The sequence below is a fragment of the Porphyrobacter sp. GA68 genome (assembly GCF_022605525.1).
Classification (GTDB): domain Bacteria; phylum Pseudomonadota; class Alphaproteobacteria; order Sphingomonadales; family Sphingomonadaceae; genus Qipengyuania_B.
In genome coordinates, this window is the sequence record NZ_JAKQYJ010000001.1 from 1,085,076 (window position 1) to 1,111,623 (window position 26,548).

Sequence of the window (26,548 nt, forward strand, 5' to 3'; positions counted from 1 at the left end):
ATCGTGCCGCACGCGCGGCACCATTGCGGCATGGCGCAGCGGATCGACAGCTACGAGGCATTCTGGCTGCACTATCTGCGCGAACATTCGCGGCCGGGAACCCGCGCCCTGCATTACGCGGGAACCACGCTCGTCGTGCTGCTCGCGGCCGGTGCGATAGTGACGGGAAACTGGCTGCTGGCTGCGGCGATACCGGTTGCCGGCTACGGATTTGCCTGGCTGGCGCACTGGCTGGTGGAGCGGAACCGGCCGGCGACGTTCACCTATCCCGGCTGGAGCCTGCGGGCCGATTTTCGCATGTGGTGGCTATGGCTGACCGGCAGGCTGGGTCCCGAGCTTGAGCGGGCCGGGGTTGCGACCAGACCTGTCAGGGGGCCGGATCGCCGGTAAACGGCCGGCTGTCGCTCCACGCACAGCCTTCGCGTTGCTCGTCACCCAGCTTCAGGGTGGCGGTGAACGGGTAAGTCCGGCCGGACATGCCGTCAGAACAACTGCCTTCGGTTATCACCAGGTCCAGCGACTGCGCCGCAAGAGTTCCGCTGAACGCCAGGCCGCTGTTGCCGGCGAACTGCGTGACACGGGTCGACCGGCCCCCCGGTTCCTCAGGCGTGGAGTAAGTCAGCTCGCCATTGGCGATCACCGCGTTCCAGAACGGCTCGGTGCCGAGGACGCGGACGGTTTCGCTGCGCGCGATGCCGTCAAAGGCAGGTGTTTGCCGGTTCTCGCCCGCGGTGCCGCAGGCGGCCAGCAGGGAAGCAGAGGCCAGCGTGGCGGCAGTGGCGGCAAGGCGCTTCATCATCGCGTAGCGGTGCCTTCCTGCGCGTATTCGTCAGGCACCGGCTGAACCGCACCTTCGGTAGAGCTGCCAGTCCCACCCACTTGGGTGGCGGTAGTGCCGGCGGCCGTGGTCGCGCCAGCTTCGGTTGGCGCCTCAGTGTCGGTCGGCGCGTTCTGGTTGCACGCGGCCAGCAGCAGTATGGCAGAAAAGGCAGCGATGGGTTTGCAAGTCACGAAGACACTCCTTCGGCAGATTTAGCACAACAGCGCCCGCAGCCAAGGCTTGTTCCGCGGCGGCTAGACCAGGGGTAGCAGGGTGGTGGCCAGGCCCAGACCCACCGACAGCGGTACGCGCAGCGACCACCACCAGGCCGGTGCCTCACGTCCGCTCAATCTGCGGTCCACGACCAGAGTGGCGAGGATGGCGATGCCCAGCAGTACCAGAGAGGGTTCAGGCCAGTCGTAGCCGAACACCCACGGCAGATAGGTCACAAACGCCAGCAGGCTGGGTACCACAGACACGACCCACAGCCAGGCGGGCACCAGTTCACCCCGTGCCAGAGCGCCTGCGGCTATACCCCACCACAGTCCGCCCAGGAATGAAAAGATCAGGGCGGCATAGCCCCAGCCGATCGCCAGCGCGGTCCAGTACCATTCTTCCGGCCCCACCCAGGCGACAGACAGGCAGCCAAGCTGCGGCAGCAGGCCCGCAAGGCCGAGCCAGCGCGGCAGCAGCGGAACCGAAGAAGCGGGGATCATGGCGGCACAACGGGGAAAACGCTTTCGCCGTTCCGCACCGCAACGATTTGGCAACCACTTTACCTTATACGAGAACCACTATGCTCGCGACCCTGAACGCACTGCTTGACCAGCCGCTGCTGCTGATACTCATGCTGGCAGCCGGCGCGGCCTGCGGCATCGGAGTGGAGCGCTTCGTCGAGCGGCAAAAGCTGGCTCAGCGCCGCGCCTACTGGGCAGGGCGCAAGACCGCCAAGGCGAAGTCGCCTGTCAAGCTGACGAAAGCGGTCGATGTTGCGGCCGAACAGATGAAATGCGTGATGCAGGCGCGATTCACCGCGCGGCCGCTCCTCAACAGGCAAGAGCGTCGTTTGCTGGCCGTGATCGACGCCGCCCTTGCGGAATACACGCCGGGCTGGCGTTCGATGGGGCAAGTCAGCTTGGGAGAAATCCTGTCGAGCAACGACAAGGATGCGTTTCTCGCCGTCAATTCGAAACGGGTCGATCTGCTGATCGTAGATGCGGAATGCAAACCGCTGCACGCGGTCGAGTTTCAAGGCACCGGGCATCATCTGGGCCAGACCGCGGCGGGCAGGGACGCGGTGAAGAAAGAGGCGCTGCGCCGGGCGGGCATCGGCTATGCGGAGGTTGTGAGCGGCGATACCCCGGCCGAGGTGAGGGCGCTGATCCGAAAACTGGCGGATCGGGCCAGGGCCAATTCAGGCGCCAGCGCCAGCGCCAGTGCCAGTGCCAGTGCCAGTGCCAGTGCCAGTGCCTAGCCGAGCTTCCGGATTTCCTCAGCCAGCTTTGCAACAGGCGCGGTGGCGGCGATGATGGTGTCCCAGCCGCCCTTCGCCCGCAAGCCGCCCATCGAAGAACGGCAGCGGGGCGAAAGACGGCTCCCATGACACCGGTATCTCGCTGCCCGCGATCTCCGGTATGCGCCAGCACGTTGCAAGCGGCGCCAGCAGCGGCAGCGCCGCAGATCGCGGACCGTTCAACCGCGCCGCTCGTAGGTGCCGGCGAACAGGGCGACCGCGCGCACGTGGCCCTGCATCTCTTCCAGCAGTGCCGCGCGGTTCGCCCCGCTCGGCAGGTTTAGTTGGCGGCTGAGGGCGAACAGCTGAAAGATATATTCGTGCGAACCATGGCCCGTGGGCGGATCATGGGGCAGCCATTCGCAGCGCCCGAACGCATTGCGGCCGATGAAGGGGGGTCGCTCTCCCTCGGCAAGTCTGCGCGTCGCGGCGGTCATGCCCCAGGCCAGGTAATGGCAGAATGGCTTGAAGCCGGGCGCGTCGGGATCTTCGACGATCAGGGCGAAACTTTCGGTGCCCTGCGGCGGGTCCGTCCACTCCAGGCAAGGCGGCACCGGAGCGTCCGCGTCGGCAGTAAACCGCGCCGGAATTTCCGCGCCAAACTCGTAAGCCGGACTGGTGAGGGTAAAGCCGTCCCGGCCGATCAGCGTGACGGCGTTGACCCGCGTGACTGCAAGGCCGCCCAGACCTGCTCTGGCGTTGGTGAGCGCGCGACCCAGCCACGCTGGCGTTCGTTCAAACATGGGGGCGGTTCCTTTGATGCCGGCTATGTCTTTGCCCAAGCATCGAGAGGGGGGCCGGTTCCTACTTGCCGGAGGTCAACGTGCCAGCCTCGACGATGTCGATGTGCACCACGCTGGTGGCGGTTTGCACCGCGATTTCGTCCGTCACCGCCAGCTTGATGCGGTATCGTCCCAATTGTTCGCCATCTTCGATGATCAGACCGATGGAAGCGGGTGCACGGCCGATGGTGTCGCGGGGGACCGCCGGCCCCAGCGGCAGGGCGTCGAATTGCAGCTGTTCCCCATAGGGCGTCCCGTCGGGAGCGGTGATGTCCACCACCGCGCTCAACCAACATTTGTCGTCAGGATCGCGCTGACAGTTGGCGTAGAGGATGAATTGCTGGATCTTCTGGTTCCGCTCAGCTGTGCGGGCCATAGTTAAGGGCGAGCCGTCCGACCGGGCCAGAGCGGCCGCGATCTTTTCCGGTTCGGTGCTCCAGAAATGGATGATGCGCAGCTTGCCCGCGACAGCTTCGTAATTATCGGGCGCCTGCGCAGGTTGGGCAGATGCGCCCGGTGCTAACCCGGCCAGCAGCAGGGCCAGGGAAACAAGCAATTGTCTGCCGATGATCATGCGCGAACCTCCCGCTCGTTGCAGGAGGATGCGCCTTCATTCCTGCTGTTGGCAAGTGGTAAAAAAGGCGGACCTTCCGCAGAAGGCCCGCCCTTTGTTGCAAGCGTATTGTCTGTTGGACGCTGGCGTCAGGCCGGCATCAGCACCGTGTCGATCGCGTGAATGACGCCGTTCGACGCGTCCACATCCGTCTGGGTCACGATCGACCGATTGCCAGCGGCGTCGGTCAGTACCACCTGACCGTTTTCAAGCCGAGCCGTCAGTGGCGCACCGTTGACGGTGTTGATCGTGTGGCCATTTGGCCCGGCGGCTTCGATCGCCTGGGTCAGCTGGGCGGCAGTGACTTCGCCCTGCACCACATGGTAGTTCAGGATACCGGTCAGCCGCTCGCGCCCGGCGGGGCTCAGCAGTTCGTCACGTGTGGCCTGCGGGATCTTGTCGAAGGCGGCGTTGGTCGGCGCGAAAACGGTGAACGGGCCGGTGCCCGACAGAGTTCCGCCCAGGTTCGCGGACTGCACCGCCGTCACCAGGGTCGAGAAGTCGGAATTGCCCTGCGCCACCTGAACGATGTTCTCGCCAGTCGCCGTGTTGGCGTTGGCCATCTGGTCGGCCGCCACAGTGCTGGTGGTGGCGGGTTCAGTCGTGGTGCTGTCGGGCGTGTTGTTGCAGGCAGCGAGCGTCAGCGCGGCGGCGGAAGCCAGAAGGATGCTCATCTTGTTCATAACTGTCTCTTTCCTGAGTCTTGGTTGAGCGGGATGGTATCGACAGGTGGTCTGCGCGAGTCGCAACAGGATCCAGCCACCTCAACTGCTCGCACGCCGGGTTGTTCCAAAAATGGCCGCATTATGGCCAAGAAGCTGCTCCGATGCGGTCGTGCCAAAACCGGGAGATGCCGCTTACCCGCAAGGTGCGCATCAAGTGTTGCCCGCCATGGCCTCCTCCTGCATAGGCAGCAGTCAAGTGGTACCGAGCCGGGCGACTGATCGCCTGGATCGGCGGAAGGCAGCAGTTATGGCAGCACACTTATCATCGTTCATCGCGTCGCGGGGCCGGTCGTGCGTCCACGCCGCGGGCCACGCGCCGCATCGTACCCGCGAGCAGGCCTTGGTCATTGGTTGAAGGCGACCTGCCCGCGCCGGTCCGCGATCATCTCGCCCATGCCAGGGTCGCCATCGCGGTGGCATCGGGGCAAGCCGATCACGAACTCGTCTTCGTCAATGCAGCCTTCGAGCAATTGACGGGATATGACGCAGGAGAGGTGGTGGGTCGCAACTGCCGCATTTTACAGGGCCGCGCGGCCGACCAGCCCGCGAACGAGGTTGCCCGGCGTGAAATCCGCGCCTTCCTCAGCAGTCCGGCACGGGCGAACATCCGCACCGTGCTCGTCAATTTTCACCGCGACGGTCGCCCGTTCGTCAACCTGCTCTACATGGCGCGGGTGCGGTATCGGGGCAATCCGGGCAAATTCATCATCGCGTCGCAATTCGATATCAGCCACACCCGACCCGAACTCCTGACCGCCTATGACGAGGCGCTGGGACAGGTGGTCAGCCGAAGCGATCCGGCCCTGATCGACAGCGGCATGGTGGTGGAAGGATCGCTGGCAACCATCGGCAATTCGGTGGCCATGATCGCGCAGGCAAAGCTCATGCTGGAAGAGATGAAGGATGACCCGTTTGCATAGCCCCCTGCCAGACGAGGTAGGTCAGGCTCCTTTGCCGTCCTTCAGCGGGCCGGTGATCGGGATCGGCGCTTCCGCCGGCGGTCTGGAAGCGCTGCGCGATATGTTTGCGGCAGCCGATCGGCCGACCGGCATGGCTTATGTGGTGGTGCAGCATCTCGACCCCACGCACGAAAGCATGCTGGCGGAACTGATCGGCCGGGGCACCTCGCTCGAGGTGCTGCAGGTCAGCGGCGGCGAGCGGTTGGCCCCGGACACGGTGTTCATCATTCCGCCTGGTCACGGGCTTGCCTTGCATCAGGGCATCCTTCGCCTGACGGAATTCAGCCAACCGCGCGGGCTGCGCCGCCCCATCGACGACTTCTTCGTGTCGCTGGCGCAGGATCAACAGAACAACGCAGCCTGTGTGATCCTGTCCGGGACGGGCAGCGACGGAACCACCGGTCTCAGGGCCATAAAGGAGCATGGCGGGGTCTGCATCGCGCAGGCGCCCGAAGCCGCCAAATACGACGGCATGCCGCTGTCGGCGATTGGCACCGGGCTGGTCGACTTCGTGGAGCCGGCCAACGGGATCATCGGCCGCCTGGAAAACTTCTTCGCCCGCCGGCGCAGCATGCCGCTGGCGGACACGGCGGCGCAAGTGGCCGACCACATCGACCAGCTGTGCGAAGCGATCAAGACCACGATCGGCCATGATTTCGTCGGCTACAAGCGCAGCACATTTGTGCGCCGGGTCGAGCGGCGGATGCATGTCCTGGGCATCACCTCTGCCACAGAATATATCCGGCAGGTGCAGAACGACAGAACGGAATGCGACGCGCTGTTCCGCGACCTGTTGATCAACGTCACCCGGTTCTTCCGCGACACCGAGCATTTCGAACAGCTGCGCGCAAAGGTTGTCGAGCCTCTCGTGCAGGGCTGGAGCGGCGAGGAAGAGTTGCGGGTCTGGGTGGCAGGCTGTTCGAGCGGCGAGGAAGCCTTCTCCATCGCCATGCTGTTTGCCGATGCCGCGCGGCGCGCCCAACGCAGCGTCCCGACGCAGATCTTCGCCACCGACATCGACGAACAGATGCTGCAGATCGCGCGCGAAGGGACCTATCCCGCATCATCGCTCGCCGACATTCCGCCGGCCATGCGGGAAGCTTATACCATCCCGCAGACGGATCGGTTCACGGTGGTTCCGCTGATCCGCGACATGGTGCGTTTTTCGAACCACAGCCTGATCAAGGATCCGCCCTTTTCGCGCGTCGATCTGGTATCGTGCCGGAACCTTCTCATCTACTTCGAGGAGCGGCTGCAAACCCAGGTCATGCCGCTGCTGCATTACGCGCTGAAGCCAGGGGGCCATCTGTTCCTTGGTCCGGCGGAAACTATCGGCCGGTTCGACAATATGTTCCGCCCGCTCGACGCGCGGCTGCGCCTGTTTGAGCGGCGTCCCGGCAGCCCGGCCTATCCTCTTCCGCTGCCCGGCCCGGTGCGCGGGGCGACGGCGCCGGAGCGGACGTCCAGCCTGTTGCAATCCAGCGCGGGGCGGGCGCCCGACGACCTGGCGGTTCGGCGCCTGGTTGAACGATACGCGCCGGCCAGCGTGCTGGTCGATCATGACGGCCTCATTCTTGCGGCGTACGGCCCGCTCAGCCGGTACTTCGACTTTCCCACCACCCGCGCCGGCGGCACCAATGCAATCAGCCTGGCGCGTCCCGGCCTGCGCGAGGTGATCGGTCCACTACTGCGTCAGGGGCGGGACAACGGCGGCAGGGCGATCGCGCGCGACGTGGAGGTGGCCGGCGAATACGGCACGCAGCGGGTGGAGGTGATCGGCGACCCGCTGGAGGACAACCGGATGCTGGTGGTCCTGCGCGAAACCGCGCCGTTCCAGCCAGCGGCCGACGCGCAATTGCACGAGATCAAGGCCGACGACGGTTATGCCGGGGCGCTGGAGGAAGAGCTGCGCCTGACCCGGCATCGGCTGCGCTCCGCCGTGGAAGAGCTGGAGACGGCGAACGAGGAACTGAAGAGCTCCAACGAAGAAATGATGTCGATGAACGAGGAGCTTCAGTCCACCAACGAGGAGCTGTCCACCGTCAACGACGAACTAAAGAGCAAGGTCGACCAGTTGACGGTTGCCAACGCCGACCTGCGCAATTTCTTTGAATCTACCGACCTCGCGGTGGTGGTGCTCGACACGCAGTTGCGGGTCCGCAGCTTCACGCCCGCAGCCGTCGGTGTGTTTCCTTTCCAGCCGGCCGACCGGGGCCGCCCGCTGGCGGACGTCACCAGCCGATTGTCGGATACCGACTATCTGGCGGACGCCCGGCGGGTGATCGCCACCGGAGAACCGGTGCAACGGCGGGTTCTGAGCGATAAGGGCGCGCGCACCTGGGCCATGCGCGTGCTGCCCTACAAGACGCAGGCCGGGGAGATCGACGGCGCCTCTCTTGTGCTCACCGACATCACGGACGCGCTGTCGCTGCAACGCGACCTGGCGACCGAACAGGAGCGGCTCGACCTTGCCATCCGCGCCGGCGGCATCGGCGTTTGGGAGCACTGCCCGCAAACCGGCGACACGATCCTCGACGAGACGGGGCAACAGCTGCTGGGCATCGCGAACGAAAGCGTGACATTGGACGCGGTTCTGGGACAAATCGCCGACGAGGAACGCGAGGCCGTGCGCGAGGCGCTTGCGCGGGCGGGAACCGGCGGGCATGACTTCGAAGCGACGTTCCGCTGCAAACCTGAACGATCGCTGGGCGTGCGCTGGGTAAAGGGGATCGGACGTCTCGTCGAGCAGGAGCCGCCGCGCATGGTGGGTGTCTTCATCGACGTGACCGCGGAATTCTCCCTGGCGCAAACCCGCGAGATGCTGCTGCGCGAGATGAACCACAGGGTGAAAAACCTGTTCGCGGTGATTGCCGGCATGGTCACGGCCGGAGGTCGTTCGCATGACAATGTCCGGTCGCTCGTCACCGACCTGCGCGAACGCATTGCCGCGCTTGGCCGGGCGCATTCCCTCGCCTCGCCGGCCGGGGATCAGGAGGGCATCGCGCTGGCCGCGCTGATGGAGGAAACGCTTGCGCCTTATCGCGACCACGCGCGGATCGAGATCGCCGGGCCGCCGGTTGACATCGACCGGGGCTGCCTCTCGCTGCTCGCGATGATGGCTCATGAATGGGCCACCAATTCGATGAAGTACGGCGCACTCGGGCAGGAAGACGGCACGTTGGAGGTAAGCTGGGAGCTGAACACTGAGGGCGTGCTGCTGCGCTGGCAGGAGCGGGGCAAGCGGCAGGACAAGGCCGATGACCGGGCCGGGTTCGGTACGCTGCTGGTGGATGCCTCCTTGAAACAGCTTGGCGCGACCATCGACAAGACGATGACCGGACACAGCTTTGCCCTGTCGGTAACCCTCCCGCGAACGGTGCTGGCGAATGGGTAAGCGCGCCCTCCTGGTCGAGGATGAGCTGCTGATCGCCCTGGATCTGCAGGGTATCATCGAGGAAACCGGGCTGACGGTTGACGGCCCCTACATCGATGTCGCGGGTTCGCTGAAGGCGATTGGCACCGCGTTGCCCGACGTGGCTGTGCTGGACGTGTCGCTGCGCGGCGGCGATGTGTTTCCATTGGCGGACCGCCTGCACCAGCTGGGGGTGCCGATCCTGTTTCATTCCGGACATGCCGACACGGGCAGCCTCAACCGGCGTTATCCCGGTTCCGCGGTTATTTCCAAGCCCGGCTCGCCAGCACAGCTGGCCGCCCGGTTGCGCGAGCTGACGCAGCAGGAGCCGCAGGGAGGCTAGCATTTCCGCTGCTCAGACTGTTCTGCCGCGTCGGACGCCCGCCGTGCTGGTGAGACTCAGGTCGGTCTGCTTCAGGGAGCCGGCCCGGGCTCGTTTTCGAGGAGGTCGGTTGGGCGGCCCGCCCCCGATGCGGCCAGAGTGTCGCTGGTCACGATGATCGTTGTGCCAGGATGCAGGATGCGCGCGACAGCCTGACGAAATTCCGGCGGCGCGGCGAAGCGGTTCCATTCCGCGGGCGGTACAGGCACGCTGGGGTCGCCTGCGCTCGCCATATCTACCCTCAGCCAGTGACTGCCTGCGCCGGCCTTTTGCTGCAACAGATAAACCCATGTGCCCGCGACGGGACCGGTAACGCGAACCGGGCCGGACCCGATCTGCACTCCGTTGCGCAGAACCACCGCCCGCCCATCGGCCGCGCTGACCACGATCGACACCGGCCCCGTGGGCGACAATTCCGGCTGCCACACGAACGCGCTAGCCGCGCCGCCGCCCCGCACCGCCCTGGGAGCGGCAGGGGGCAGGAGATCCTTTGCCGGAGCGATCCGCGGGGTTGCGCGCTTGTCACTGATCACGACTGTCATGCCGACATGGGTGGTGGCGAACAGCAGCCTGGCGAATTCCAGCGGCAGGCGGACGCAGCCATGCGAAGCGGGACGGCCCGGCAGGTTTCCGGCGTGCAGCGCCACCCCGCGCCAGGTCAGCCGCTGCATGTAAGGCATGGGCGCGTTGTTGTAGATCGAGGAATAATGCTCCGCATCCTTTTCCAGCACGGTGAACACGCCTGTGGGCGTCTCGAAACCCGGCTTGCCGGAGGAAATGGTGGTCGCGGCGATGGGAACTCCGTTGCGGAACAGGAACGCGCGCTGCCGGGGCAGGCTGACGACCATCAGCAGCGGACCCTGCGGCGCGGCCAGCGGCTCCCATACCCATTGCCCGGGCTGCAACCGCTCAACCGCTTCATGGACCGAACCCCGACCCACGTGCACCTGCTGGGCCGACCCCATCAGCGCGCCGGCGGCGGCGAGTGCCAGAAGGGCGCTCCACCACGCCATCAGCGGCTCGGCATCCAGGGTGCCATCGGTCCAGACGCCTTGGGTTCGATCAGCTCCCGTGGCCGCGCAACAGGGCAGCAGCCGGCAGGCTGACACATTCCTGCGCCGCCTCTATCAATGGACCCGAACGGGCGCGCGATGCTCATGGAGCCTGTTTCTTCTCGCAAGTTGGTTGCCGCCCGGGCGCAGCCGGTTGAGAATACCAGTTGCCGCAAGCCTTGTCATGCGCGCCGCAGCCGTGCCTGCCGCCCGGCCAGCGGCAAGCAGCAAGGGAGTGGCGCTTGCGCGTGTTAACGCCCTGTCCATTGCATGTTTCTACCAATGTCCCCAAATGCCGTTTCTGATGGGGAGGGCAAAGCCTGTCTGCAGGAGACAGGTCCACGGGGAAGGCCGCTTTTCGGAATGGAGACAATGGAGACGCAACAGGACGAGGCGGTCGACGCCATTGCCGGACGCCACGCCCTGCTGGACAGCGACATTCCCTTCCGCAGCCTGGCAAATGCGCTGCCGCACATGGTGTGGTCGACCCTGCCGGACGGATATCACGATTATTATAACGACCAATGGTATGCCTTCACCGGCGTACCGGTGGGTTCGACCGACGGGGAGGAGTGGAACAACATGTTCCACCCCGACGACCAGGCAAGGGCATGGGAACGGTGGCGGCGGAGCCTTGCCACCGGCGAACCATACGAAGTCGAATACCGGCTGCGGCATCGCAGCGGGGAATACCGCTGGACGCTGGGCCGCGCCTATCCGGTGCGGGGCGCGGACGGGCAGATTGTGCGCTGGATCGGAACCTGCACCGACATCCACGATGCCAAGGATCAGGCGGCTCGCAACGAAATCCTCAGCCGCGAACTGAGTCACCGCATCAAGAACATCTTCGCGGTGATCGGCGGCCTGATCGGCATGTCCACCCGGGAAGCGGAGCCGGACCACAAGGCGTTCGCCAAAAAGCTGCAACAGCGGATTGCCGCGTTAAGCCGGGCGCACGAGTTTGTCCGGCCGCACAGCGAAGAATCGGCTCCGCAGGCGCCGACCGACTCCCTGCACGGCATCCTCCTGGAAATCCTGTCGCCCTATCCGGCGCTGGCTGAGGGGCGCATTACCCTGGCGGGCCCGGACGTACGGGTCGATGATCGCGGCGCAACGCCGCTTGCCCTGCTGGTGCACGAACTGGCGACCAATGCGGTGAAGTACGGCGCCCTATCCTCCGAGGATGGGCAGGTTGCCATCGTCATCAGCGAGGATGGGGACAAAGTGCGGCTGGAATGGCGTGAAACCGGCGGCCCCACCCTCACTGGAACGCCCAGCCGGCAGGGCTTCGGCACCCGCCTGTGCGATCTCAGCATCGTGCAGCAGCTTGGCGGCACCCTTGAGAGAAACTGGCTGCCCGAAGGATTGGCAGTGAACGTCGCAGTGGAACGGGATCGACTAGTCCGCTGATCAGCCGAACAGCCTGAGACAGGCGGGCGGGGCAAGCTGCGCACCGCCGCGGCATCCCAGCGCATATTCGACCGCATCCTTTACCGCTGTTTCGTCCGCCGGTTTGGTAATGACGCCTATTGCACCCGCGATACCATCGCCGAGCAATCCGGGGTTCGCGGTCACGAACACTACCGCCACTCCTTTCTCGCTCAATCGCGCGCCTATCTGTGGCCCAGTCAGGCCATCGCGCAGATTAAGGTCGACGAGGGCCAGATCAACCTTCTGATCATAGAACGGAACCGCGGCCGGAAGATCGGGCACGATGCCCACGGGCTCGTAACCCAGATCCTCGAGTACTCCTTCGAGGTTCATGGCTACCAGCATCTCGTCTTCGACAATCAGTATTCGGGCGGTCATTCCACGTGATCCGGTTAATTGGTAATGCGACAACGCCTGAAACAGGGAAAACGTTCTGGCCGCTTGCCAAAAAAGTTGCCCGCCACGCTGCCGTTGGCCGGTCACGCGGGCGTTAGTGCGCGCGACACCAAAACTGTTGCCGCCCCGTCCGGTTCCCGATGGCGTGGCTGACCGATCGATGGAACGGGCCGCCTGCCATCAGACCGGCGAACCTTGCGGCCGGACCGCTTCGCGGGTCGCCGCGCGCTCGCCATGCTCGCCAATCCGGAGCTTCCGCGCGGCCCATTTGATCGTCGGGCCCTGAATAAGACTGGAGAGCAGCACCACGAAGAACACGATGTTGAAGACGCTGAAAGCGCCCGCGACGCCGGCGACGATCGGAAAAGTGGCCAGCACGATCGGCACGGCGCCCCGCAGCCCGGCCCATGACACGAACAGCTTTGCACGCCAGTTGAACTGCCGGAACGGGGCAAGGCACAGGAACACGCTGAGCGGGCGGGCGACGAACATCAGGATCAGCGTGATGACGATACCCGGGCCGATTGCCGGCACCAGGTCCGATGGTGCCACCAGCAGCCCCAGCGTCAGGAACATGGCCACCTGCGCCAGCCACGCCATGCCGTCCTGAAAGGTGGAAATGGTCCGCTTGGCGGGGTAGTTGCGGTTCCCCGCGACCAGCCCGGCGACGTAGGCCGCGAGAAAGCCGTTTCCAGACAGCACATGGGCCGCTCCAAACGCAATCAGCGCCGCGGCGATGGAGATCACAAAAGCCAGACCGCCCTGCCTGAACCCGCCACGCTTCAGCAACCAGGGCATCGCAAAACCCACGGCCAGGCCGACCAGCGCTCCCATCGCCATCTGCACGACGAACTCCGGGAGCAGGTCAAGCGGGTTAGCGTCCGGCGTACCGATGAACAGCAGCACTGCGCCGACGAGAAAGATCGCCATTGGGTCGTTCGAGCCGGATTCAACCTCGATCAGGGCGGGCACATCGCCGTGCAGGTCCAGCCCTGTGGACCGCAGGATGGCGAACACCGCCGCCGCGTCGGTGGACGCGATGATCCCCCCAAGCAGCGCAGCTTCGGTAAGCGACGCACCGATCAGCAGCATTGCCGCGCCCGCCACGATCCCGGCGCTGACAAACACGCCTACTGTAGCCAGCGCCAGAGCCGGCGCTGCAACCCGGCGAACGTCGGACCAGGCCGTGTCCATCCCGCCTGAAAACAGGATAAAGATCAGCGACACCGTGCCGACTGCCTGGGCGAAGGAGAAGTCGCTGAAGCCGATACCGCCAGGGCCATCGACCCCGGCGAGCATCCCCAGCCCGAGAAAGCCGATCAGGGCAGGCAGGCCGAACCTGCTCGACAGGGTCCCGGCGAGCACGGTCGTGAGCAGCAGGATGCCCAGCAGCAGCAGAGCGGGTTCAGTGGCAAGGGTTGTCATGGCATCAGGATTACCGGCATTTTCCCCTTGGCGCGCTGCATAGGGAGCGGCGCCTGCATCGCACAACCTGCCGCCGCCGGCATGATGGCAGGCACCGGCGGCTCGCCGATCGTCGACCTGCCGGCAGCGCTTGCTCTGTCACACATGTCCCGTTCCCCTGCCGCCAGCCACCCGTATCCGCCAGCTGCCCGACTGTTCCGGGGCACGCGCGGGCATACCCCGGAACCATCTTACAGGCCGCTCCAGATCAGCAGCCCGATAAACGCGATGGCCACTCCAAAGAGGATCAGCATCCATAACAGGTCTGCTGCACCCAGCCTGGTGAGGTGGTCATCCTTCAGCCGCTGGTAAGAGTGACACAGTTCCGGATCGCTGGCGATCAGGCCGACGTCCAGAGCCGATGCCTCCTTCTTGAACCATCGCACCAGTTCGGCAAGTTCCGCATCATCGAGCGCCGGATATCTGGCCAGCAAAGCCACGGCGGATTGGCGACGCCCCTCGTGCGGGACGCCTTCACATACAGTGTCCATGTAGAAATTTCCTCGTCTAGTCGCGTTCGGCATTCCCGGCGGAAATGCGCTGTGTCAGGCACGCGTTGACGGAGGTGCTCGTGGTTGCGACGGTCTGGTCCCGACCGGTTTTAGCGGAGGTGCCTGGGCCCACGGCAACGGTCTGCGGGTCCCTGGAGCATCCGCGACGATCGGCAGGATAAAGGATGCGGCACCCGCGACAGGCGGGGCAGGGGGTGCGGGCAGCGGCGCGGCGGCGTTGGCGGCCTGCCGCAGATTGCCCAGCACAGCGACGTCGAGAGTGGCCACGCTGAAGGCCGATCCGCGCTGTTGCTCAACCGCCTTGGCGGGAATGGCGGCGTGCGATCCGATCACAGACAGCAGCACGGCCGCAAATATGCGGAGCATGATCTGGCGTAAATGGTCGCTCACGCTCACGACAATTAACGAGGAAGCAGTTTCAGGCAAGTGGATGTTGCCGGATGATGTGGAGGGAGGTGGCGGTCTGCGCGGGCTGTAACGCCTTTGGCAACCTTTCAGCAGTGGTCGGGCTGCGCACGACAAAGGCCGAAGGAGTACGGGTGACGAAGGCGCTGAAGCAGAGCCACAGCGCCTTCGCAACCAGTCAGTCGGCGGCGGAAAGGTTTACGGCGCTTTCCTTGCCGTTGCGGCCCTGCTCGATTTCGAAATTGAGGCGCTGATCCTTGTCCAGCGTATGCATTCCGGCCGCCTGCACGGCGGAGATGTGCACGAAGCTGTCGGCAGAGCCATCGTCGGGCTGGATGAAGCCATAGCCCTTGTCGGCGTTGAAGAATTTGACGGTGCCAGTCTTGGCCATGAGATGTTCCTTTCAAGAACAGGTGATTGCCCGCTGGCGGCATGCCAGAGGGTCGTGCGTCAGATCGTCCAGTGAAAGGAAGTCGCCGTCTGTGTCCGCAGCGCCATAGCGCATCGGTCGTCAAAAGCCGAAGTCCGTCGCATTTTTCGACGTCAGCATCGGCCTTGTAGCACAAAGCGCACGGATTACCTAATCGGCAGCGGGAACGTGTCTCGTCCTCCCCCCGTTCAGCTTTGTGAGGTGGAGGGTCAGGTGGCGGGCCATGAGCAAGGACGATCTGGTGAAAGCACGCGGCGATGACTGATCAAGTGGTTTCCGCACGGTGCGCGGGCGAGGGTTGCCGGCTGCTTCAGCCGGTGGAACATCGCAAATTCGTCAAGCGCGATCTGGCCAAGACCATCAGCTTTCTTGCCCTGCATCTGATGGTGGGCTTCACTGTCGCCTACGCGTTCACCGGATCGATCGCCATTGCCAGCGGTATCGCTCTGGTAGAGCCGCTGGTGAACGCGGTGGTATTCTTCTTTCACGAGCGCGCCTGGCGCAGCGAATTCACCGTTCTCGACGTCCTGCTGCATCGGCACGTGCGCGACTGAAAAGCCGTAGGCGGCGGGAGCTATCGGGGGCAGACAAAAGCCCGCCCCTGACACCTAGATCACGTCACCGGCGACGATCGGCCTTGCCGAAATGCGTATCAAGCAAGCTGACGAGCTTGTCCGCGGCCTGGGCGGCTGCCGCATCGACATCGCCGGCACGGGCACTGGCGCTCAAAGGCGCGCCGCCGCTGGGCCGCGCCTCGATCGTGCAGTTCTTGTCATCCGCGCCGCCGCGCTTGGCGTTTTCGTCCTGAACGTGGATTTCCAGGCGGGTCAGCCGATCCTCGAATCGGGACAGCTTTTCCCGCACCCGCGTCTCGATCCGTTCGGCCACGTTTTCCGTTCCCATGACGCTGCTGTCGGAATTGAACTGCACATGCATTGCTTGAGCGCTCCTTTGTTTTTGTCGTTGCTTCGATGAGACAACGGTCGAGGCCCAAGGCATATCCTGCCCGCCGCGCTTTGCGTACGGCGGGCACGGTGTCAGTTGCGGGCGGAGATCAGCCGGATCATGGCGCGGAGCTGGCAGGATCGTCGACGTATAGCTTGCCGCCCACCTGCCGGAACCGCTCGCTCATCTCGGCCATGCCTGCTTCGGCATCGGCTGCCACCACGAAGGTTTCGGCGCCCCCGTTCTGCCGCGCCGCGAAGTCGCGCACTTCCTGGGTTATCTTCATGGAACAGAACTTGGGGCCGCACATCGAACAAAAATGCGCCGTCTTTGCCCCTTCGGCCGGCAGAGTCTGGTCGTGATATTGCTCGGCGGTATCGGGGTCCAGCGACAGGTTGAACTGGTCGCGCCACCGGAACTCGAAACGTGCCTTGGACAGCGCATCGTCGCGAACCTTGGCGGCCGGGTGTCCCTTGGCGAGGTCGGCGGCGTGGGCGGCCAGCTTGTAGGTGACGACGCCCACCTTCACGTCGTCGCGGTCGGGCAGGCCCAGGTGCTCCTTGGGCGTCACGTAGCAGAGCATCGCGGTGCCGAACCACCCGATCATCGCCGCGCCGATGCCGCTGGTGATGTGATCGTAACCCGGCGCGATGTCGGTGACGAGCGGGCCGAGGGTGTAGAACGGCGCTTCTCCGCAGGCGGCGAGCTGCTTGTCCATGTTCTCCTTGATCTTGTGCATCGGCACATGGCCGGGTCCTTCGATCATCACCTGCACGTCCTGTTCCCAGGCGCGCTTGGTCAGTTCGCCCAGGGTGTAAAGCTCGGCGAATTGCGCCTCGTCATTGGCGTCGGCGATCGAGCCGGGGCGCAGGCCATCGCCCAGTGAATAGGCAATGTCATACGCCTTCATGATCTCGGTGATCTCGTCGAAGCGCTCGTAGAGGAAGCTCTCCTTGTGGTGCGCCAGGCACCACTTAGCCATGATGGAACCGCCGCGCGATACGATGCCGGTCACGCGCTTGGCGGTCATGGGCACATAGGGCAGACGCACCCCTGCATGGATGGTGAAGTAGTCGACGCCCTGCTCGGCCTGCTCGATCAGCGTGTCGCGGAAGATCTCCCATGTCAGTTCCTCGGCGATGCCGCCGACCTTTTCCAGCGCCTGGTAGATCGGCACGGTGCCGATCGGAACGGGCGAATTGCGGATGATCCATTCGCGCGTGTCGTGGATATTGCGCCCCGTCGAAAGGTCCATGACGGTGTCCGCGCCCCAGCGGATCGACCACACCATCTTGTCGACCTCGCTCGCCACGTCGCTGGCGACGGCGGAGTTGCCGATGTTGGCGTTGATCTTGACGAGGAAGTTGCGCCCGATCGCCATGGGTTCGGATTCGGGATGGTTGATGTTGGACGGGATGATGGCTCGGCCCCGCGCGACTTCTTCGCGCACGAATTCGGGGGTGACGTAATCGGGGATCGCCGCGCCGAAACTCTCGCCGTCGCGGCTGTACTCCCTCAGCATCTCGCGACCCAGATTCTCGCGGGTCGCGACATACTCCATCTCGGGCGTGACGATGCCCCGGCGAGCATAGTGCATCTGGCTGACATTCATGCCCGGCCTGGCGCGCAGCACCCGCCGGGCGACGTTGGGGAAGGGCGGTACGCCGCCCGACCGATCCGGGCCGAGCTGGCCGTTGTCCTCGGGGCGCACCTCGCGCTGGTCCTTTTCCTCCACGTCGCCGCGGGCGAGGATCCATTCGCGGCGCAGCCTGGGCAGGCCGGCCTGGATATCGATGGATGTGTCGGGGTCGGTGTACGGACCGGACGTGTCATACACCCGCACCGGCGCCTCGCCGCCATCCAGCACGATTTCGCGCATGGCGACATTCAGTGGTCCGACATGCACCTTGCGGCTGCCGCGGATCGGTCCGGTGGTGACGCCGATTTCGAGTTTCGAATTGATGTCGGCCATTCTTGCTACTCCGATCAAAGGGAAAGAGTGTGTGAAGTTCAGACGCGCACAAAACCGATGACGATCAGGGCGGCGCCGATAACCAGTGAAGCCACTGCCCAGGCCCGACCAGCCTGACCCAGCAACTGGCGCGCGAAGCGGGCGAAACCGTCGCCGACCGCGATGAGAAACGCGCCTTCCAGCACCATCAGCCCGCCGATCACCGTTACCCCGACCGCCAGCCAGTCGTCGGGCTGCCACGGATTGACGAGGTAGATGATGGCCCCCAGCGCCAGCACGACGAAGCCGGTGACATAATTGAGGGCGGGCGAGCGTTCGAAATCCTGCAGCATGGTGGCGAACAGGTGCGGGCGAACGAGGCCGCCAATACCTGCGGACAGCGCGTAGATGCCTATGAAAAGAGCTATCCAGGCGGGCACTTGGCCTTGTTCGATCATGTCACTCTCCTTCGCCGGTGGATGGACGAGGAGCGGTTTCTTGATGCATGACCGCCCACTCCCTCCGCCTGTGTTATCAGGTTCAGGTTCAACGGGTCGGAGGATGCGAGCCCTCCCTCTCAGCCAAGCGGCTCCCCGGGGATGCGTGCATGATAGAGGCGCAACAGCCCGGCGTCCAGCGGATCGCGTGTGCCGTGACGGACATCCGGTTCCCGAGCATCTTGAGCAAACAAGGCCAGCCGTGCCGCTTTCACGGCTGGCGGCAACCAGAAATTAACTTTATTGTCAGTTTAGTGTCATAGAAGGTTTCTAGGCCGCTTGGATGGAGGGTCCATGAGTCTCAAGCAGGAGGTGCGCGTAGGATTTGCTGCGGCTGTCGCCCTGTGGGCCGTGCCCGCTGAGGCCGATGTGCTGGAGATCGGCGGCGAAGGAACTCGCTGGATCGCGGGGGGCGTTGTGGCGTCCGCCGTGGTAGATGCCGCTGCGCCTGAGGACGAGCAGTTCCTGCTGCTCGCGGACGACGCGGCGGAAGGTGACGCCAACCTTTCTGGCCGTTATGTCCCCGCACTGTACGCGGCAAAGGTCGCGGAGCTTTCCCGGCGGTTCGATCTCAGCCCGGCGCTGATCGAGGCGCTGGTCTGGCAGGAAAGCCGGTGGCGGCACGCCGCCGTGTCGCCCAAGGGTGCGCGCGGGCTGGGTCAGTTGATGCCCGGCACGGCGCGGGAACTGGGGGTGGACCCTGATGATCCGTTCGCCAACCTGGAAGGCGCGGCACGGTATCTGCGGGCGCAGCTCGACCGGTTCGATGGCGATGTGGAGCGGGCGCTCGCCGCCTACAACGCGGGACCGGGCCGGGTCGAGCGCGCGAACGGCATTCCGGCCATCGCGGAAACGAAGAATTACGTGGCGGCGATCATGGGCCGCTTGTCCAATCACTCGCGGGAGTAGTCAAGAATATGCGCCTTGCCGCAATCACCACGGCCTTCACGACCCTTATCAGCGGGTCTCCGGCGTTCGCCCAGACGGACCCGCAGGGTTCCGGGCCGATCGTCAACGCGCTTGGCTGGCTGCAGGGCACACTGCTCGGCAACGTCGCCACCGCGATCGCGGTCATGGCGGTTGCCGCGGTGGGCTTCATGATGCTGACCGGACGCCTGAACTGGCGGTTCGGCGCGACCGTCATCATCGGCGTGTTCATCCTGTTCGGCGCGGGCACCATCGTGGCCGGCATCCAGAGCGCGTCGGGAGGCTGAGGCGTGACCGCGCTCGCCCGGCACCCTGTCCATCGCGCCCTGACCCGGCCGCAGATGTTTGCCGGCGTGACCTACAATTTCTTCATCATCAACGCGTTGGTGACGGTGGAACTGTTCCTCATCACAGGCAGCTTCTGGGCGCTTGGCGGCGCGCTGGTGATGCACGTGATCGGCTATTTCGCCTGCCTCAGGGAACCGCGCGTCTTCGATCTGTGGATCACCAAGGTCAGCAAATGCCCGCGGGTCAAGAACTGGAAGCATTGGGGCTGCAACAGTTATGCGGCCTGATCGTCATCTCAACCCGAAGGAGGGCTGCTAAACCATGACTAAATGGCTCGGCACCGCCGCCTGGAGCGCCAAGGAAGCCCGCGCGGGCGACCGCTTGCCCTATCTTCGGCTGGTGGATCAGCACACCGTGCTGCTGCGCGACGGTTCGTTGATGACCGCCTTGCAGGTTCCGGGCCTGTTGTTCGAAACGGAAGATTCCGAGGCGCTGAACGCCCATGCGGCCAGCCGCGAGGTAATGCTGCGTTCCGCCCTGGATGCGCGCTTCGTTCTTTACCATCATGTCATCCGCCGCAAGGTCGAGGTGGCGCTGGACGGGGCCTTTCCCGATCCGGTCAGCGGCCATATCGACCGCCGCTGGCGCGACCGGCTTGGGTCCGGCTCGCTGTTCATCAACGACCAGTTTGTGACGCTGGTGCGGCGGCCCGCGCGCGGCAAGGCCGGTCTGGCCGAACGGGCCGGCAAGGCGCTGCGTTCGCGCAGGGGCAAGGGCGGAGTGGTCGAGGCCGATCCCAGGGATTTGCGCGCGCTGAAGGCCGCGGCGGGCGGACTGGTGGCCGCGCTGAGTGCCTATGGCGCGCAATTGCTGGGCGATTACGAAGGCGCTGGCGGGCGCGCCAATTCCGAGATGCTGGAGTTGCTCTCCGCGCTCTATAATGGCGAAATGCGGCCGGTCCGCCGCCCGTCCGACGATACGGACATCGGCGCCATGCTGCCTTACAAGCGGGCGAGTTTCGGCCTCGATGCCATGGAACTGCGCGGCTCGGGCGGACCCGACTTCGCCGCCATTCTGGGCCTGAAGGACTACCCCGAGGCGACGTCGCCCGGCCTTCTCGACAGCCTGCTGCGCCTGCCATACGAAATGGTGGTCGCCGAAAGCTATGCCCCGACCGAACGGCAGACCGCGCGGGAACGCATGGACCTTGCCATTCGCCGCCTCCGCTCCGCCGACGAGGAAGCGCAGGCCGAACGGGCAGAGATGCTGGCCGCGCGCGATGCCCTCGGCACCGGCTCCGTGGGCTTTGGCGATCACCATCTGTCCGTGCTGGTCCGCGAAGATGATTTCGAGCGGCTTGACGACGCGGTCGCCGCCTGCGCCGCCGCGATGGCCGACACCGGCGCCATCGCCGTGCGCGAAGACACCAACCTTGAGCCAGCCTTCTGGGGGCAATTCCCCGGCAACGAAGGATATCTGGTGCGCCGGGCGATGATCTCGTCCGCCAACATGGCGAGCTTCGGTTCCCTGCACGGCTTCGCGCTGGGCCAGGCGAGCGGCAATCACTGGGGCGATGCCGTCACCCTGCTGGAGACGACCAGCGCGACGCCGTTCTTCTTCAACTTCCACCACGGCGATCTGGGCAACTTCACCGTGATCGGGCCGAGTGGGTCGGGCAAGACGGTGGTGATGAACTTCCTCGCGGCGCAGGCGCAGAAGTTCCGCCCGCGCACCGTGCTGTTCGACAAGGACCGCGGGGCCGAATTGTTTATCCGCGGCATCGGCGGGCGCTATGACCGTATCCGGGCGGGCGAGCCAACCGGGTTCAACCCGCTGGCCTTGCCCGACACCCCGGCGAACCGGGCGTTCCTGCGCGAGTGGCTCGGCGTGCTGCTGCAGGCAAGCGGGCCGGAGGAAGGCGCGATCATCGCCGGGGCGGTGGACGCCGCCTACACCAATGACGGATCGCTGCGGCGCCTGCGCCACTTCCGCGAACTGCTGGCCGGCGCGCGCCGGCCGCAGCCGGGCGATCTGGCCGACCGCCTGTCCGCCTGGATCGGGAGCGGGGAGCACGGCTGGCTGTTCGACAACGCGCGCGACGAACTGGACCTGACCAACCGTGTCCTGGGCTTCGACATGACGGCCCTGCTGGAAAACCCCCGGCTGCGCACGCCGACCATGATGTACCTGTTCCACCGCATTGACGAGCGGCTGGACGGACAGCCGACCATGATCCTCATCGACGAAGGGTGGAAGGCGCTGGACGACGAGGTGTTCGCCGCCCGCATCCGCGACTGGCTGAAAACCTTGCGGAAGAGAAACGCTCTGGTGGGGTTCGCCACGCAGTCGGCGCGCGACGCACTGGACAGCCGGATCTCCACGGCGCTGGTGGAGCAGACGGCGACAATGGTGTTCATGCCCAACAGCCGCGCCCGGGCCGAAGATTACTGCGACGGGTTCGGCCTCACCCAGCACGAACTCGCCCTGATCCGCAGCCTGCCTGCACACAGCCGCTGTTTCCTTGTCCGGCAGCCGGACGCGAGCGTGGTCGTGCGTCTCGACCTGTCCGGTGCCCCTGAAGTGCTGACCCTGTTGTCCGGCCGGGAAAGCGCAGTGCGACGTCTTGACACCCTGCGCGATGCCGTGGGCGACAATCCGGCCGACTGGTATCCGCCGCTGACGGGACGTGCATGGCCTGGCCTCCCCGAAGATGCGATTGCCGATGCGCGCCTGTTCCAGCACCGGTGGGCCGCAGAATGAGCGCGGCCTGCGAAGCGGTGCTGGCTGAGGTCGGCCTTGGCGTATCAGCCAGCCTGCGCGCGGTCGACTGCGTTTCGAACGACTTCGCCGCGCAGGCGTTCGGCCGCCTGTTCGCGGCGGGCGGCGGGCTGGGCCCGGCGCTGACCATCGCGCTGACGCTGTTCGTTGCGTTCTTCGCGATCCAGCTGCTGCTCGGCCGTTCCAGCCTGTCGGTTCGGTCGCTGACCCCGCGAATGATGACGCTGGGCCTGGTGGTCACTTTCGCCACCAGCTGGCTCGCGTTTCATTCGGTGGTGTGGAACTTCGCGGTTCTCACTCCCGACTATCTCGCCGGCGTGGTGACGGGCGATCGCGGTTCCGCGACGCAGACCTTTGGCGACAAGATCGACATCGTGTTCGCCGCCGTGCAGATGGCAAGCGGGGAACAGACCGACATTTCCGCATTTTCGCCCGCCGGCCTGCTGTGGCTGGGCGCGATGCTGCTGCTGCTCGGCACTGTTGGAGTGCTCGTCACCGCGCGCATCGCGCTGGCCGTCCTGGTGGCGCTGGGCCCGATCTTCGTAGTGATGGCGCTGTTCGACGGAACGCGCGGCCTGTTCGCCGGCTGGGTCAAGGGGTTGACCATGCTGGCTCTGACGCCGCTGTTCGCCGTCCTGGGTGGTGGCGTGATGCTGGAACTGGCGGTGCCGGTTTTGACGACACTGGCGCAGTCGCCGGGGCAGATCGACCCGCAGGCGGCGGCTGCCTTCTTCCTGATCGGTGCGGTGCATGTCGCGCTGATGGTGCTGGTCATCAGGACCGCCGGCGCGATGGTGGCGGGGTGGAGCGTGTTCGGCTTTGCTCGACCGGTCGACAAGCTGAACGACCGGGTGGCAGCAGTGGCAGCGCCTGTGCCAACGGCAGCGGTGGCCAGCCCTGCCGCACAGGCGGCGGCGAGCACATCTGCCAGCATCGCGGCCGCCCGGCGGCTGGACGTGGCAGCAATCCCGGTTGCCGCCCCGGCGAACGACAGCGGCCCCGGCGGCAGCTTTGCAACAAGCCGCGAAGTTCGCATCCATTCCGTCGGCGCAGGCCCGGGAATGGCGGGGCAGGCCGGCCATGGCCCCGCGCGGGCCAGCGGTATCGGCAGCCGGTTCAAGCCGGCGAATGTCCGCAATCTGGAGAAGGTGAAATGAGTACACTATGGGCGCGCCGCCTCGCGCTGGCTGCCGTGCCGCTTGTGCTGGCAGGTGCCGCCGCGCCCGCGCTTCAGGCGCAGGACAACCGGCTGGTCACCGTCACCTACGATCCCAATGCCGTGGTGCAGATCCGCGGCCGGGTGAAGGTGCAGGCGACCATCCGCTTCGCCGATGACGAGCGGATCGAGAACGTGGCCATCGGCGACTCCAACGCGTGGCAGGTGACGCCGAACAAGCGTGCCAACCTCCTGTTCATCAAGCCGCTGCAGAACGGCGCGACGACCAACATGACGGTGGTGACGAACGCGCGAACCTATTTCTTCGACCTTATCGCCAGCAATACCGGCAAGCCGGTGTACGTCCTCAATTTCGATTACCCGGTGCAACCGGGCAGCACCGCCACGCCGCTCGCGGCGCCGGCCGACCTTGCTGTCGCCCAACCGGCGGCGGAAAAGACGGTCGATCCCGCGTCCCTCAACTTCGACTGGAAGCGCAAGGGTGAACGCAAGCTGCTGCCTGAACGGGCCTATGACGATGGCGAGGCAACCTTTCTCACCTGGCCAGAAGGGCGGCCGGTTCCCGCCATCCTGATCCTGTCGGACGACGGCAAGACCGAAGGCCCGGTGAACTTTTCCGTCCGTGGCGATGTGGTCGTGGTGGACGGCGTCCCGCCGGTGCTGGTTTTGCGCTCGGGCAAGGATCGGGCGGAACTCACCTATGGCGGCGCACCGCTGGAGCAGCGGCGTGACGAAGCCCGTGCGAGTGAGGGCCAGATGCGCGGCGCACCGGGCATGCTCGCCCGCAACGAAGGAAGCGAATGATGCCATTGGGAAGCAATCTCAAGACCAAGGGCGCCAGCCTCGATCCGGCGAACGACATCGACCCGCGCGAGAATGAGAGCGCCGAAATCATCGATTTTGCCAGCCGCACCGCCTATGCCTATCCCGCGGTGACCCAGCGGCGGGGACGGTCGGATGCGCTCGGGATGGTTGCGGGCATTGCGCTGGTCGCCGGCCTTGGCGCGGTGACGCTGTGGAGCATGAATTCGGCACGGTTGGACGAAGGCAGCAGCGTCGGCGGCGCAGTCGCCGCCGATCCGGCCCAGGAGATGGCGGTGCAGCCGGCCGCGCCCGCCAATCTGACCGTCGTGCCAGGTGTCGCTGAAGCGCCTGCGGCCATGGCGATGGCCGATCCCGCACCTGCACCGGTCTATTCCGCTCAACCCATGAGTGACCCCATGCCGCAGGCGAACGCTCTGGCCAGCCCGACCATGATCTTCGATGCCAGCAGCGGGTTCTCCGAAGCGGTTGGCCCAGCCCCGGAACTGGTGTCCGGCGCAGCGGCAGCGGCGGCCGCGACCGGCAACTCCGCCAACGACTTCGCCAGCCGCGTTGGCGGCGTGGGCGGCGGCACGGCCCGTGCGACGCCGATCACCGATCCGGCAACCACCGTGATGCAAGGCACGTTGATCCCAGCTGTGCTGGAAACCGCCATCGACACCAACGTGCCCGGCTTCGTGCGCGCGGTCGTCAGTCAGGATGTGCGCAGTTTCGACGGCAGCAATGTTCTGATCCCACGGTCCAGCCGCATCATCGGCCAGTATCAGTCCGGCCTGCAGAATGGTCAGCGGCGGGCCTATGTCATCTGGACCCGGCTGATCCGTCCCGATGGCGCGTCGGTGAACCTTGCATCGCCTGCCATCGGCTTCGACGGAACCACGGGGCTGGCTGGCGAAGTGAAGTCAAACTTCTTCCAGCGCTTCGGTTCGGCCATGCTGCTGTCGGTTGTCGGAGGGTTGTCCACGCTGGCGACCGGCGGCGCTTCGGTAGTGATGGGCGGCGGACAGGACGCCGCGGCCGCGGCGGTGCAGCAGAACAGCCAGATCGGCCCGACCGTGCGGGTCCGCCAGGGTGAGCCGATCCGCATCTTCACCGCCCGCGACCTCAACTTTTCCGAAGTGACCCGTTGATCCGCATGAGCGCGAGCGTTTATCCCCTGCCTGTGCTGGACGAGGGGCCTGAGCGGGAGGAGGCCGCACCGCTGCCCGAAGCGGAGCGGTCCGTCTATCTCGACGCCTATCTGGCGCCGCTGCGCGAATGGCTTGACCGGGACACGGTGACGGAAATCATCGTCAATCGCCCGGGGGAGGTGTGGATCGAGGATGCCGGCATGGGCGGCATGCGGCGCTTCGCACGGCCGGAGGTGACTGACCAGCTGGTCCAGCGGCTCGCCGAACAGGTCGCGCGGGTGAGTCATCAGGGGATCAACCGGGAACACCCGCTGCTGGGCGCGACGCTGCCCGATGGCGCGCGCGTGCAATTCTGCGGACCCCCGGCGTCGCGGCGCCATTGGGTCATGGCGATCCGGCGGCATCGGCGCCTTGACCTGCCGCTCGACGCCTATGACGCCGGGCCGCTGAAGACACGGGTTCGTGAAGCGCTGCCCGACGCGCAGGCTCAGCCGATCGCCTTCCTGCGCGAAGCCATCCGCCAGCGGCGCACCATCCTGATTTCCGGCGGGACGTCCACCGGCAAGACGACATTTCTGAACGCGATGCTGGGCGAGATACCGGCGCATGAGCGGGTGGTGCTGGTCGAGGACACGCCGGAACTGCGGCTGCCGGGCGACAACGGGGTGGGGCTGGTCGCGGTCAAGGGGGAACTGGGCGAAGCCAAGGTGACAGCAAATGAACTGCTCCAGGCCGCCCTGCGCCTGCGGCCCGACCGGATCGTGCTGGGTGAATTGCGCGGCGCGGAATCGGTCAGCTTCCTGCGCGCAATCAACACCGGCCATCCCGGCAGCTTCTCGACCATTCACGCCAATTCCCTGACCGGCGCGCTGGAACAGCTGGCGCTGATGGTGATGCAGACCGGTATTGGCCTCAGCCGAACCGACACCATCACCTACGCCGCCAGCGTGATCGACGTCATCGTGCAGCTCGGCCGGGACGAGAACGGCAAGCGCGGCATCGCGCAGATTGCCGAAACCCGGACCTTGTTGCGCAAGCCTGGCTGACCGGGCTGGCGCTCTGCCGGCGCTTGCCGGGACGCGTGCTGCCGGATAACATCTGCGGCACCTTGCAGGCGCTCCAACCGTTGCGGCAGTC

General features: G+C 65.5%; 30 protein-coding genes and 1 riboswitch. Of the genes, 15 read left to right on the forward strand and 15 right to left on the reverse strand.

Features of this window, described 5'->3' with window-relative positions:
- Window positions 1–30 precede the first annotated feature (30 nt).
- Window positions 31–390: a DUF962 domain-containing protein gene (locus LHJ54_RS05340; RefSeq protein WP_228242883.1), complete on the forward strand. Its 360-nt coding sequence runs from the start codon at window positions 31–33 to the stop codon at window positions 388–390.
- Here LHJ54_RS05340 and LHJ54_RS05345 read toward each other — a convergent pair.
- The 3 genes from LHJ54_RS05345 to LHJ54_RS05355 all read right to left on the reverse strand — a co-directional run bounded on the left by LHJ54_RS05345 (window position 368) and on the right by LHJ54_RS05355 (window position 1,536).
- Window positions 368–799, reverse strand: coding sequence for a COG3650 family protein (locus LHJ54_RS05345; RefSeq protein WP_228242884.1), 432 nt, complete (start codon window positions 797–799; stop codon window positions 368–370). The genes LHJ54_RS05340 and LHJ54_RS05345 overlap by 23 nt on opposite strands.
- Window positions 796–1,011: a hypothetical protein gene (locus tag LHJ54_RS05350; RefSeq protein ID WP_228242885.1), complete on the reverse strand. Its 216-nt coding sequence runs from the start codon at window positions 1,009–1,011 to the stop codon at window positions 796–798. The genes LHJ54_RS05345 and LHJ54_RS05350 overlap by 4 nt, the downstream gene beginning before the upstream one ends.
- Before the next feature lie 63 nt (window positions 1,012–1,074).
- The gene (locus LHJ54_RS05355) at window positions 1,075–1,536 is read right to left on the reverse strand and encodes a DUF3429 domain-containing protein (protein WP_228242886.1); all 462 of its coding nucleotides are present in this window, start codon (window positions 1,534–1,536) and stop codon (window positions 1,075–1,077) included.
- An 80-nt stretch (window positions 1,537–1,616) separates the two neighbouring features.
- Between LHJ54_RS05355 and LHJ54_RS05360 the strand changes: the two genes are divergently transcribed.
- Entirely contained in the window at window positions 1,617–2,294 is a 678-nt protein-coding gene (locus LHJ54_RS05360; protein ID WP_277754025.1) for a DUF2726 domain-containing protein, read from the forward strand.
- A 218-nt stretch (window positions 2,295–2,512) separates the two neighbouring features.
- On the opposite strand, the gene LHJ54_RS05365 is transcribed toward LHJ54_RS05360, so the two are convergent.
- The 3 genes from LHJ54_RS05365 to LHJ54_RS05375 all read right to left on the reverse strand — a co-directional run bounded on the left by LHJ54_RS05365 (window position 2,513) and on the right by LHJ54_RS05375 (window position 4,411).
- Window positions 2,513–3,076: a YbhB/YbcL family Raf kinase inhibitor-like protein gene (locus tag LHJ54_RS05365; RefSeq protein ID WP_228242887.1), complete on the reverse strand. Its 564-nt coding sequence runs from the start codon at window positions 3,074–3,076 to the stop codon at window positions 2,513–2,515.
- Window positions 3,077–3,137: 61 nt separating this feature from the next.
- Entirely contained in the window at window positions 3,138–3,689 is a 552-nt protein-coding gene (locus LHJ54_RS05370) for a hypothetical protein (RefSeq protein ID WP_228242888.1), read from the reverse strand.
- Window positions 3,690–3,817: 128 nt separating this feature from the next.
- Entirely contained in the window at window positions 3,818–4,411 is a 594-nt protein-coding gene (locus tag LHJ54_RS05375; protein ID WP_228242889.1) for a fasciclin domain-containing protein, read from the reverse strand.
- 389 nt (window positions 4,412–4,800) lie between these two features.
- On the opposite strand from LHJ54_RS05375, the gene LHJ54_RS05380 reads away from it, so the two are divergent.
- The 3 genes from LHJ54_RS05380 to LHJ54_RS05390 are packed head-to-tail and all read left to right on the forward strand — an operon-like array spanning window position 4,801 to window position 9,167.
- Window positions 4,801–5,373 carry a PAS domain-containing protein gene (locus LHJ54_RS05380; protein WP_228242890.1) on the forward strand — a complete coding sequence of 191 codons (573 nt, stop codon included), beginning with the start codon at window positions 4,801–4,803 and terminating at the stop codon, window positions 5,371–5,373.
- On the forward strand, window positions 5,357–8,806 hold the full coding sequence (locus LHJ54_RS05385) for a CheR family methyltransferase (RefSeq protein ID WP_228242891.1): 3,450 nt from the start codon (window positions 5,357–5,359) through the stop codon (window positions 8,804–8,806). The genes LHJ54_RS05380 and LHJ54_RS05385 overlap by 17 nt, the downstream gene beginning before the upstream one ends.
- Entirely contained in the window at window positions 8,799–9,167 is a 369-nt protein-coding gene (locus tag LHJ54_RS05390) for a response regulator (RefSeq protein ID WP_228242892.1), read from the forward strand. Before LHJ54_RS05385 ends, LHJ54_RS05390 begins: the two co-directional genes overlap by 8 nt.
- Window positions 9,168–9,238: 71 nt before the next feature.
- Here the strand turns inward: LHJ54_RS05390 and LHJ54_RS05395 are convergent, their stop codons facing one another.
- A complete protein-coding gene (locus LHJ54_RS05395; RefSeq protein ID WP_228242893.1) occupies window positions 9,239–10,219 on the reverse strand; it encodes a L,D-transpeptidase family protein in 981 nt (326 codons plus the stop codon).
- A 411-nt stretch (window positions 10,220–10,630) separates the two neighbouring features.
- Here LHJ54_RS05395 and LHJ54_RS05400 point away from each other — a divergent pair, with 411 nt between their 5' ends.
- Window positions 10,631–11,668 carry a PAS domain-containing protein gene (locus LHJ54_RS05400; RefSeq protein WP_228242894.1) on the forward strand — a complete coding sequence of 346 codons (1,038 nt, stop codon included), beginning with the start codon at window positions 10,631–10,633 and terminating at the stop codon, window positions 11,666–11,668.
- On the opposite strand, the gene LHJ54_RS05405 is transcribed toward LHJ54_RS05400, so the two are convergent.
- The 5 genes from LHJ54_RS05405 to LHJ54_RS05425 all read right to left on the reverse strand — a co-directional run bounded on the left by LHJ54_RS05405 (window position 11,669) and on the right by LHJ54_RS05425 (window position 14,857).
- Window positions 11,669–12,067 carry a response regulator gene (locus LHJ54_RS05405; protein WP_228242895.1) on the reverse strand — a complete coding sequence of 133 codons (399 nt, stop codon included), beginning with the start codon at window positions 12,065–12,067 and terminating at the stop codon, window positions 11,669–11,671.
- Window positions 12,068–12,265: 198 nt separating this feature from the next.
- The gene (locus tag LHJ54_RS05410) at window positions 12,266–13,510 is read right to left on the reverse strand and encodes a potassium/proton antiporter (RefSeq protein WP_228242896.1); all 1,245 of its coding nucleotides are present in this window, start codon (window positions 13,508–13,510) and stop codon (window positions 12,266–12,268) included.
- Window positions 13,511–13,740: 230 nt separating this feature from the next.
- Window positions 13,741–14,040: a hypothetical protein gene (locus LHJ54_RS05415; protein WP_228242897.1), complete on the reverse strand. Its 300-nt coding sequence runs from the start codon at window positions 14,038–14,040 to the stop codon at window positions 13,741–13,743.
- Between the two features lie 54 nt (window positions 14,041–14,094).
- On the reverse strand, window positions 14,095–14,451 hold the full coding sequence (locus tag LHJ54_RS05420) for a hypothetical protein (protein WP_228242898.1): 357 nt from the start codon (window positions 14,449–14,451) through the stop codon (window positions 14,095–14,097).
- Between the two features lie 193 nt (window positions 14,452–14,644).
- Entirely contained in the window at window positions 14,645–14,857 is a 213-nt protein-coding gene (locus LHJ54_RS05425; protein ID WP_228242899.1) for a cold-shock protein, read from the reverse strand.
- Window positions 14,858–15,279: 422 nt separating this feature from the next.
- Between LHJ54_RS05425 and LHJ54_RS05430 the strand changes: the two genes are divergently transcribed.
- Window positions 15,280–15,450 carry a DUF2061 domain-containing protein gene (locus LHJ54_RS05430; protein ID WP_241721436.1) on the forward strand — a complete coding sequence of 57 codons (171 nt, stop codon included), beginning with the start codon at window positions 15,280–15,282 and terminating at the stop codon, window positions 15,448–15,450.
- A 64-nt stretch (window positions 15,451–15,514) separates the two neighbouring features.
- Here LHJ54_RS05430 and LHJ54_RS05435 read toward each other — a convergent pair whose 3' ends face one another.
- The 3 genes from LHJ54_RS05435 to LHJ54_RS05445 form a co-directional block, all read right to left on the reverse strand.
- Entirely contained in the window at window positions 15,515–15,832 is a 318-nt protein-coding gene (locus LHJ54_RS05435) for an HPF/RaiA family ribosome-associated protein (protein WP_228242900.1), read from the reverse strand.
- Window positions 15,833–15,959: 127 nt separating this feature from the next.
- Complete coding sequence (gene thiC, locus LHJ54_RS05440; RefSeq protein WP_228242901.1) at window positions 15,960–17,813, reverse strand: phosphomethylpyrimidine synthase ThiC; 1,854 nt, start codon at window positions 17,811–17,813, stop codon at window positions 15,960–15,962.
- 38 nt (window positions 17,814–17,851) lie between these two features.
- The gene (locus LHJ54_RS05445) at window positions 17,852–18,250 is read right to left on the reverse strand and encodes a hypothetical protein (protein WP_228242902.1); all 399 of its coding nucleotides are present in this window, start codon (window positions 18,248–18,250) and stop codon (window positions 17,852–17,854) included.
- Window positions 18,251–18,291: 41 nt separating this feature from the next.
- Window positions 18,292–18,398: riboswitch (TPP riboswitch) on the reverse strand.
- A 185-nt stretch (window positions 18,399–18,583) separates the two neighbouring features.
- Here LHJ54_RS05445 and LHJ54_RS05450 point away from each other — a divergent pair.
- Genes LHJ54_RS05450 through virB11 form a run of 8 tightly spaced genes read left to right on the forward strand, consistent with a single transcriptional unit; the run spans window position 18,584 to window position 26,457 of the window.
- Entirely contained in the window at window positions 18,584–19,198 is a 615-nt protein-coding gene (locus LHJ54_RS05450; protein WP_228242903.1) for a lytic transglycosylase domain-containing protein, read from the forward strand.
- Window positions 19,199–19,206: 8 nt separating this feature from the next.
- Complete coding sequence (locus LHJ54_RS05455) at window positions 19,207–19,503, forward strand: TrbC/VirB2 family protein (RefSeq protein ID WP_228242904.1); 297 nt, start codon at window positions 19,207–19,209, stop codon at window positions 19,501–19,503.
- Window positions 19,504–19,506: 3 nt separating this feature from the next.
- Window positions 19,507–19,791 carry a type IV secretion system protein VirB3 gene (locus LHJ54_RS05460; RefSeq protein ID WP_228242905.1) on the forward strand — a complete coding sequence of 95 codons (285 nt, stop codon included), beginning with the start codon at window positions 19,507–19,509 and terminating at the stop codon, window positions 19,789–19,791.
- Window positions 19,792–19,825: 34 nt separating this feature from the next.
- Window positions 19,826–22,264 (forward strand): VirB4 family type IV secretion/conjugal transfer ATPase, encoded by a 2,439-nt coding sequence (locus LHJ54_RS05465; protein WP_228242906.1) that lies wholly within the window; start codon window positions 19,826–19,828, stop codon window positions 22,262–22,264.
- Window positions 22,261–23,439 (forward strand): type IV secretion system protein, encoded by a 1,179-nt coding sequence (locus LHJ54_RS05470; RefSeq protein WP_228242907.1) that lies wholly within the window; start codon window positions 22,261–22,263, stop codon window positions 23,437–23,439. The genes LHJ54_RS05465 and LHJ54_RS05470 overlap by 4 nt, the downstream gene beginning before the upstream one ends.
- Window positions 23,436–24,263: a TrbG/VirB9 family P-type conjugative transfer protein gene (locus tag LHJ54_RS05475; RefSeq protein WP_228242908.1), complete on the forward strand. Its 828-nt coding sequence runs from the start codon at window positions 23,436–23,438 to the stop codon at window positions 24,261–24,263. The genes LHJ54_RS05470 and LHJ54_RS05475 overlap by 4 nt, the downstream gene beginning before the upstream one ends.
- Window positions 24,263–25,411 carry a TrbI/VirB10 family protein gene (locus tag LHJ54_RS05480; protein ID WP_228244305.1) on the forward strand — a complete coding sequence of 383 codons (1,149 nt, stop codon included), beginning with the start codon at window positions 24,263–24,265 and terminating at the stop codon, window positions 25,409–25,411. The genes LHJ54_RS05475 and LHJ54_RS05480 overlap by 1 nt, the downstream gene beginning before the upstream one ends.
- Before the next feature lie 5 nt (window positions 25,412–25,416).
- Window positions 25,417–26,457: a P-type DNA transfer ATPase VirB11 gene (virB11, locus tag LHJ54_RS05485; RefSeq protein ID WP_228242909.1), complete on the forward strand. Its 1,041-nt coding sequence runs from the start codon at window positions 25,417–25,419 to the stop codon at window positions 26,455–26,457.
- Window positions 26,458–26,548 lie beyond the last annotated feature (91 nt).

Coding starts and splice junctions, on each gene's coding strand:
- LHJ54_RS05340 (WP_228242883.1), top strand. CDS start 31: ATGGCGCAGCGGATCGACAGCTACGAGGCATTCTGGCTGCACTATCTG.
- LHJ54_RS05345 (WP_228242884.1), bottom strand. CDS start 799: ATGATGAAGCGCCTTGCCGCCACTGCCGCCACGCTGGCCTCTGCTTCC.
- LHJ54_RS05355 (WP_228242886.1), bottom strand. CDS start 1,536: ATGATCCCCGCTTCTTCGGTTCCGCTGCTGCCGCGCTGGCTCGGCCTT.
- LHJ54_RS05360 (WP_277754025.1), top strand. CDS start 1,617: ATGCTCGCGACCCTGAACGCACTGCTTGACCAGCCGCTGCTGCTGATA.
- LHJ54_RS05365 (WP_228242887.1), bottom strand. CDS start 3,076: ATGTTTGAACGAACGCCAGCGTGGCTGGGTCGCGCGCTCACCAACGCC.
- LHJ54_RS05370 (WP_228242888.1), bottom strand. CDS start 3,689: ATGATCATCGGCAGACAATTGCTTGTTTCCCTGGCCCTGCTGCTGGCC.
- LHJ54_RS05375 (WP_228242889.1), bottom strand. CDS start 4,411: ATGAACAAGATGAGCATCCTTCTGGCTTCCGCCGCCGCGCTGACGCTC.
- LHJ54_RS05385 (WP_228242891.1), top strand. CDS start 5,357: ATGACCCGTTTGCATAGCCCCCTGCCAGACGAGGTAGGTCAGGCTCCT.
- LHJ54_RS05390 (WP_228242892.1), top strand. CDS start 8,799: ATGGGTAAGCGCGCCCTCCTGGTCGAGGATGAGCTGCTGATCGCCCTG.
- LHJ54_RS05395 (WP_228242893.1), bottom strand. CDS start 10,219: ATGGCGTGGTGGAGCGCCCTTCTGGCACTCGCCGCCGCCGGCGCGCTG.
- LHJ54_RS05400 (WP_228242894.1), top strand. CDS start 10,631: ATGGAGACGCAACAGGACGAGGCGGTCGACGCCATTGCCGGACGCCAC.
- LHJ54_RS05405 (WP_228242895.1), bottom strand. CDS start 12,067: ATGACCGCCCGAATACTGATTGTCGAAGACGAGATGCTGGTAGCCATG.
- LHJ54_RS05410 (WP_228242896.1), bottom strand. CDS start 13,510: ATGACAACCCTTGCCACTGAACCCGCTCTGCTGCTGCTGGGCATCCTG.
- LHJ54_RS05415 (WP_228242897.1), bottom strand. CDS start 14,040: ATGGACACTGTATGTGAAGGCGTCCCGCACGAGGGGCGTCGCCAATCC.
- LHJ54_RS05425 (WP_228242899.1), bottom strand. CDS start 14,857: ATGGCCAAGACTGGCACCGTCAAATTCTTCAACGCCGACAAGGGCTAT.
- LHJ54_RS05430 (WP_241721436.1), top strand. CDS start 15,280: ATGGTGGGCTTCACTGTCGCCTACGCGTTCACCGGATCGATCGCCATT.
- LHJ54_RS05435 (WP_228242900.1), bottom strand. CDS start 15,832: ATGCATGTGCAGTTCAATTCCGACAGCAGCGTCATGGGAACGGAAAAC.
- thiC (WP_228242901.1), bottom strand. CDS start 17,813: ATGGCCGACATCAATTCGAAACTCGAAATCGGCGTCACCACCGGACCG.
- LHJ54_RS05445 (WP_228242902.1), bottom strand. CDS start 18,250: ATGATCGAACAAGGCCAAGTGCCCGCCTGGATAGCTCTTTTCATAGGC.
- LHJ54_RS05450 (WP_228242903.1), top strand. CDS start 18,584: ATGAGTCTCAAGCAGGAGGTGCGCGTAGGATTTGCTGCGGCTGTCGCC.
- LHJ54_RS05455 (WP_228242904.1), top strand. CDS start 19,207: ATGCGCCTTGCCGCAATCACCACGGCCTTCACGACCCTTATCAGCGGG.
- LHJ54_RS05465 (WP_228242906.1), top strand. CDS start 19,826: ATGACTAAATGGCTCGGCACCGCCGCCTGGAGCGCCAAGGAAGCCCGC.
- LHJ54_RS05470 (WP_228242907.1), top strand. CDS start 22,261: ATGAGCGCGGCCTGCGAAGCGGTGCTGGCTGAGGTCGGCCTTGGCGTA.
- LHJ54_RS05475 (WP_228242908.1), top strand. CDS start 23,436: ATGAGTACACTATGGGCGCGCCGCCTCGCGCTGGCTGCCGTGCCGCTT.
- LHJ54_RS05480 (WP_228244305.1), top strand. CDS start 24,263: ATGCCATTGGGAAGCAATCTCAAGACCAAGGGCGCCAGCCTCGATCCG.
- virB11 (WP_228242909.1), top strand. CDS start 25,417: ATGAGCGCGAGCGTTTATCCCCTGCCTGTGCTGGACGAGGGGCCTGAG.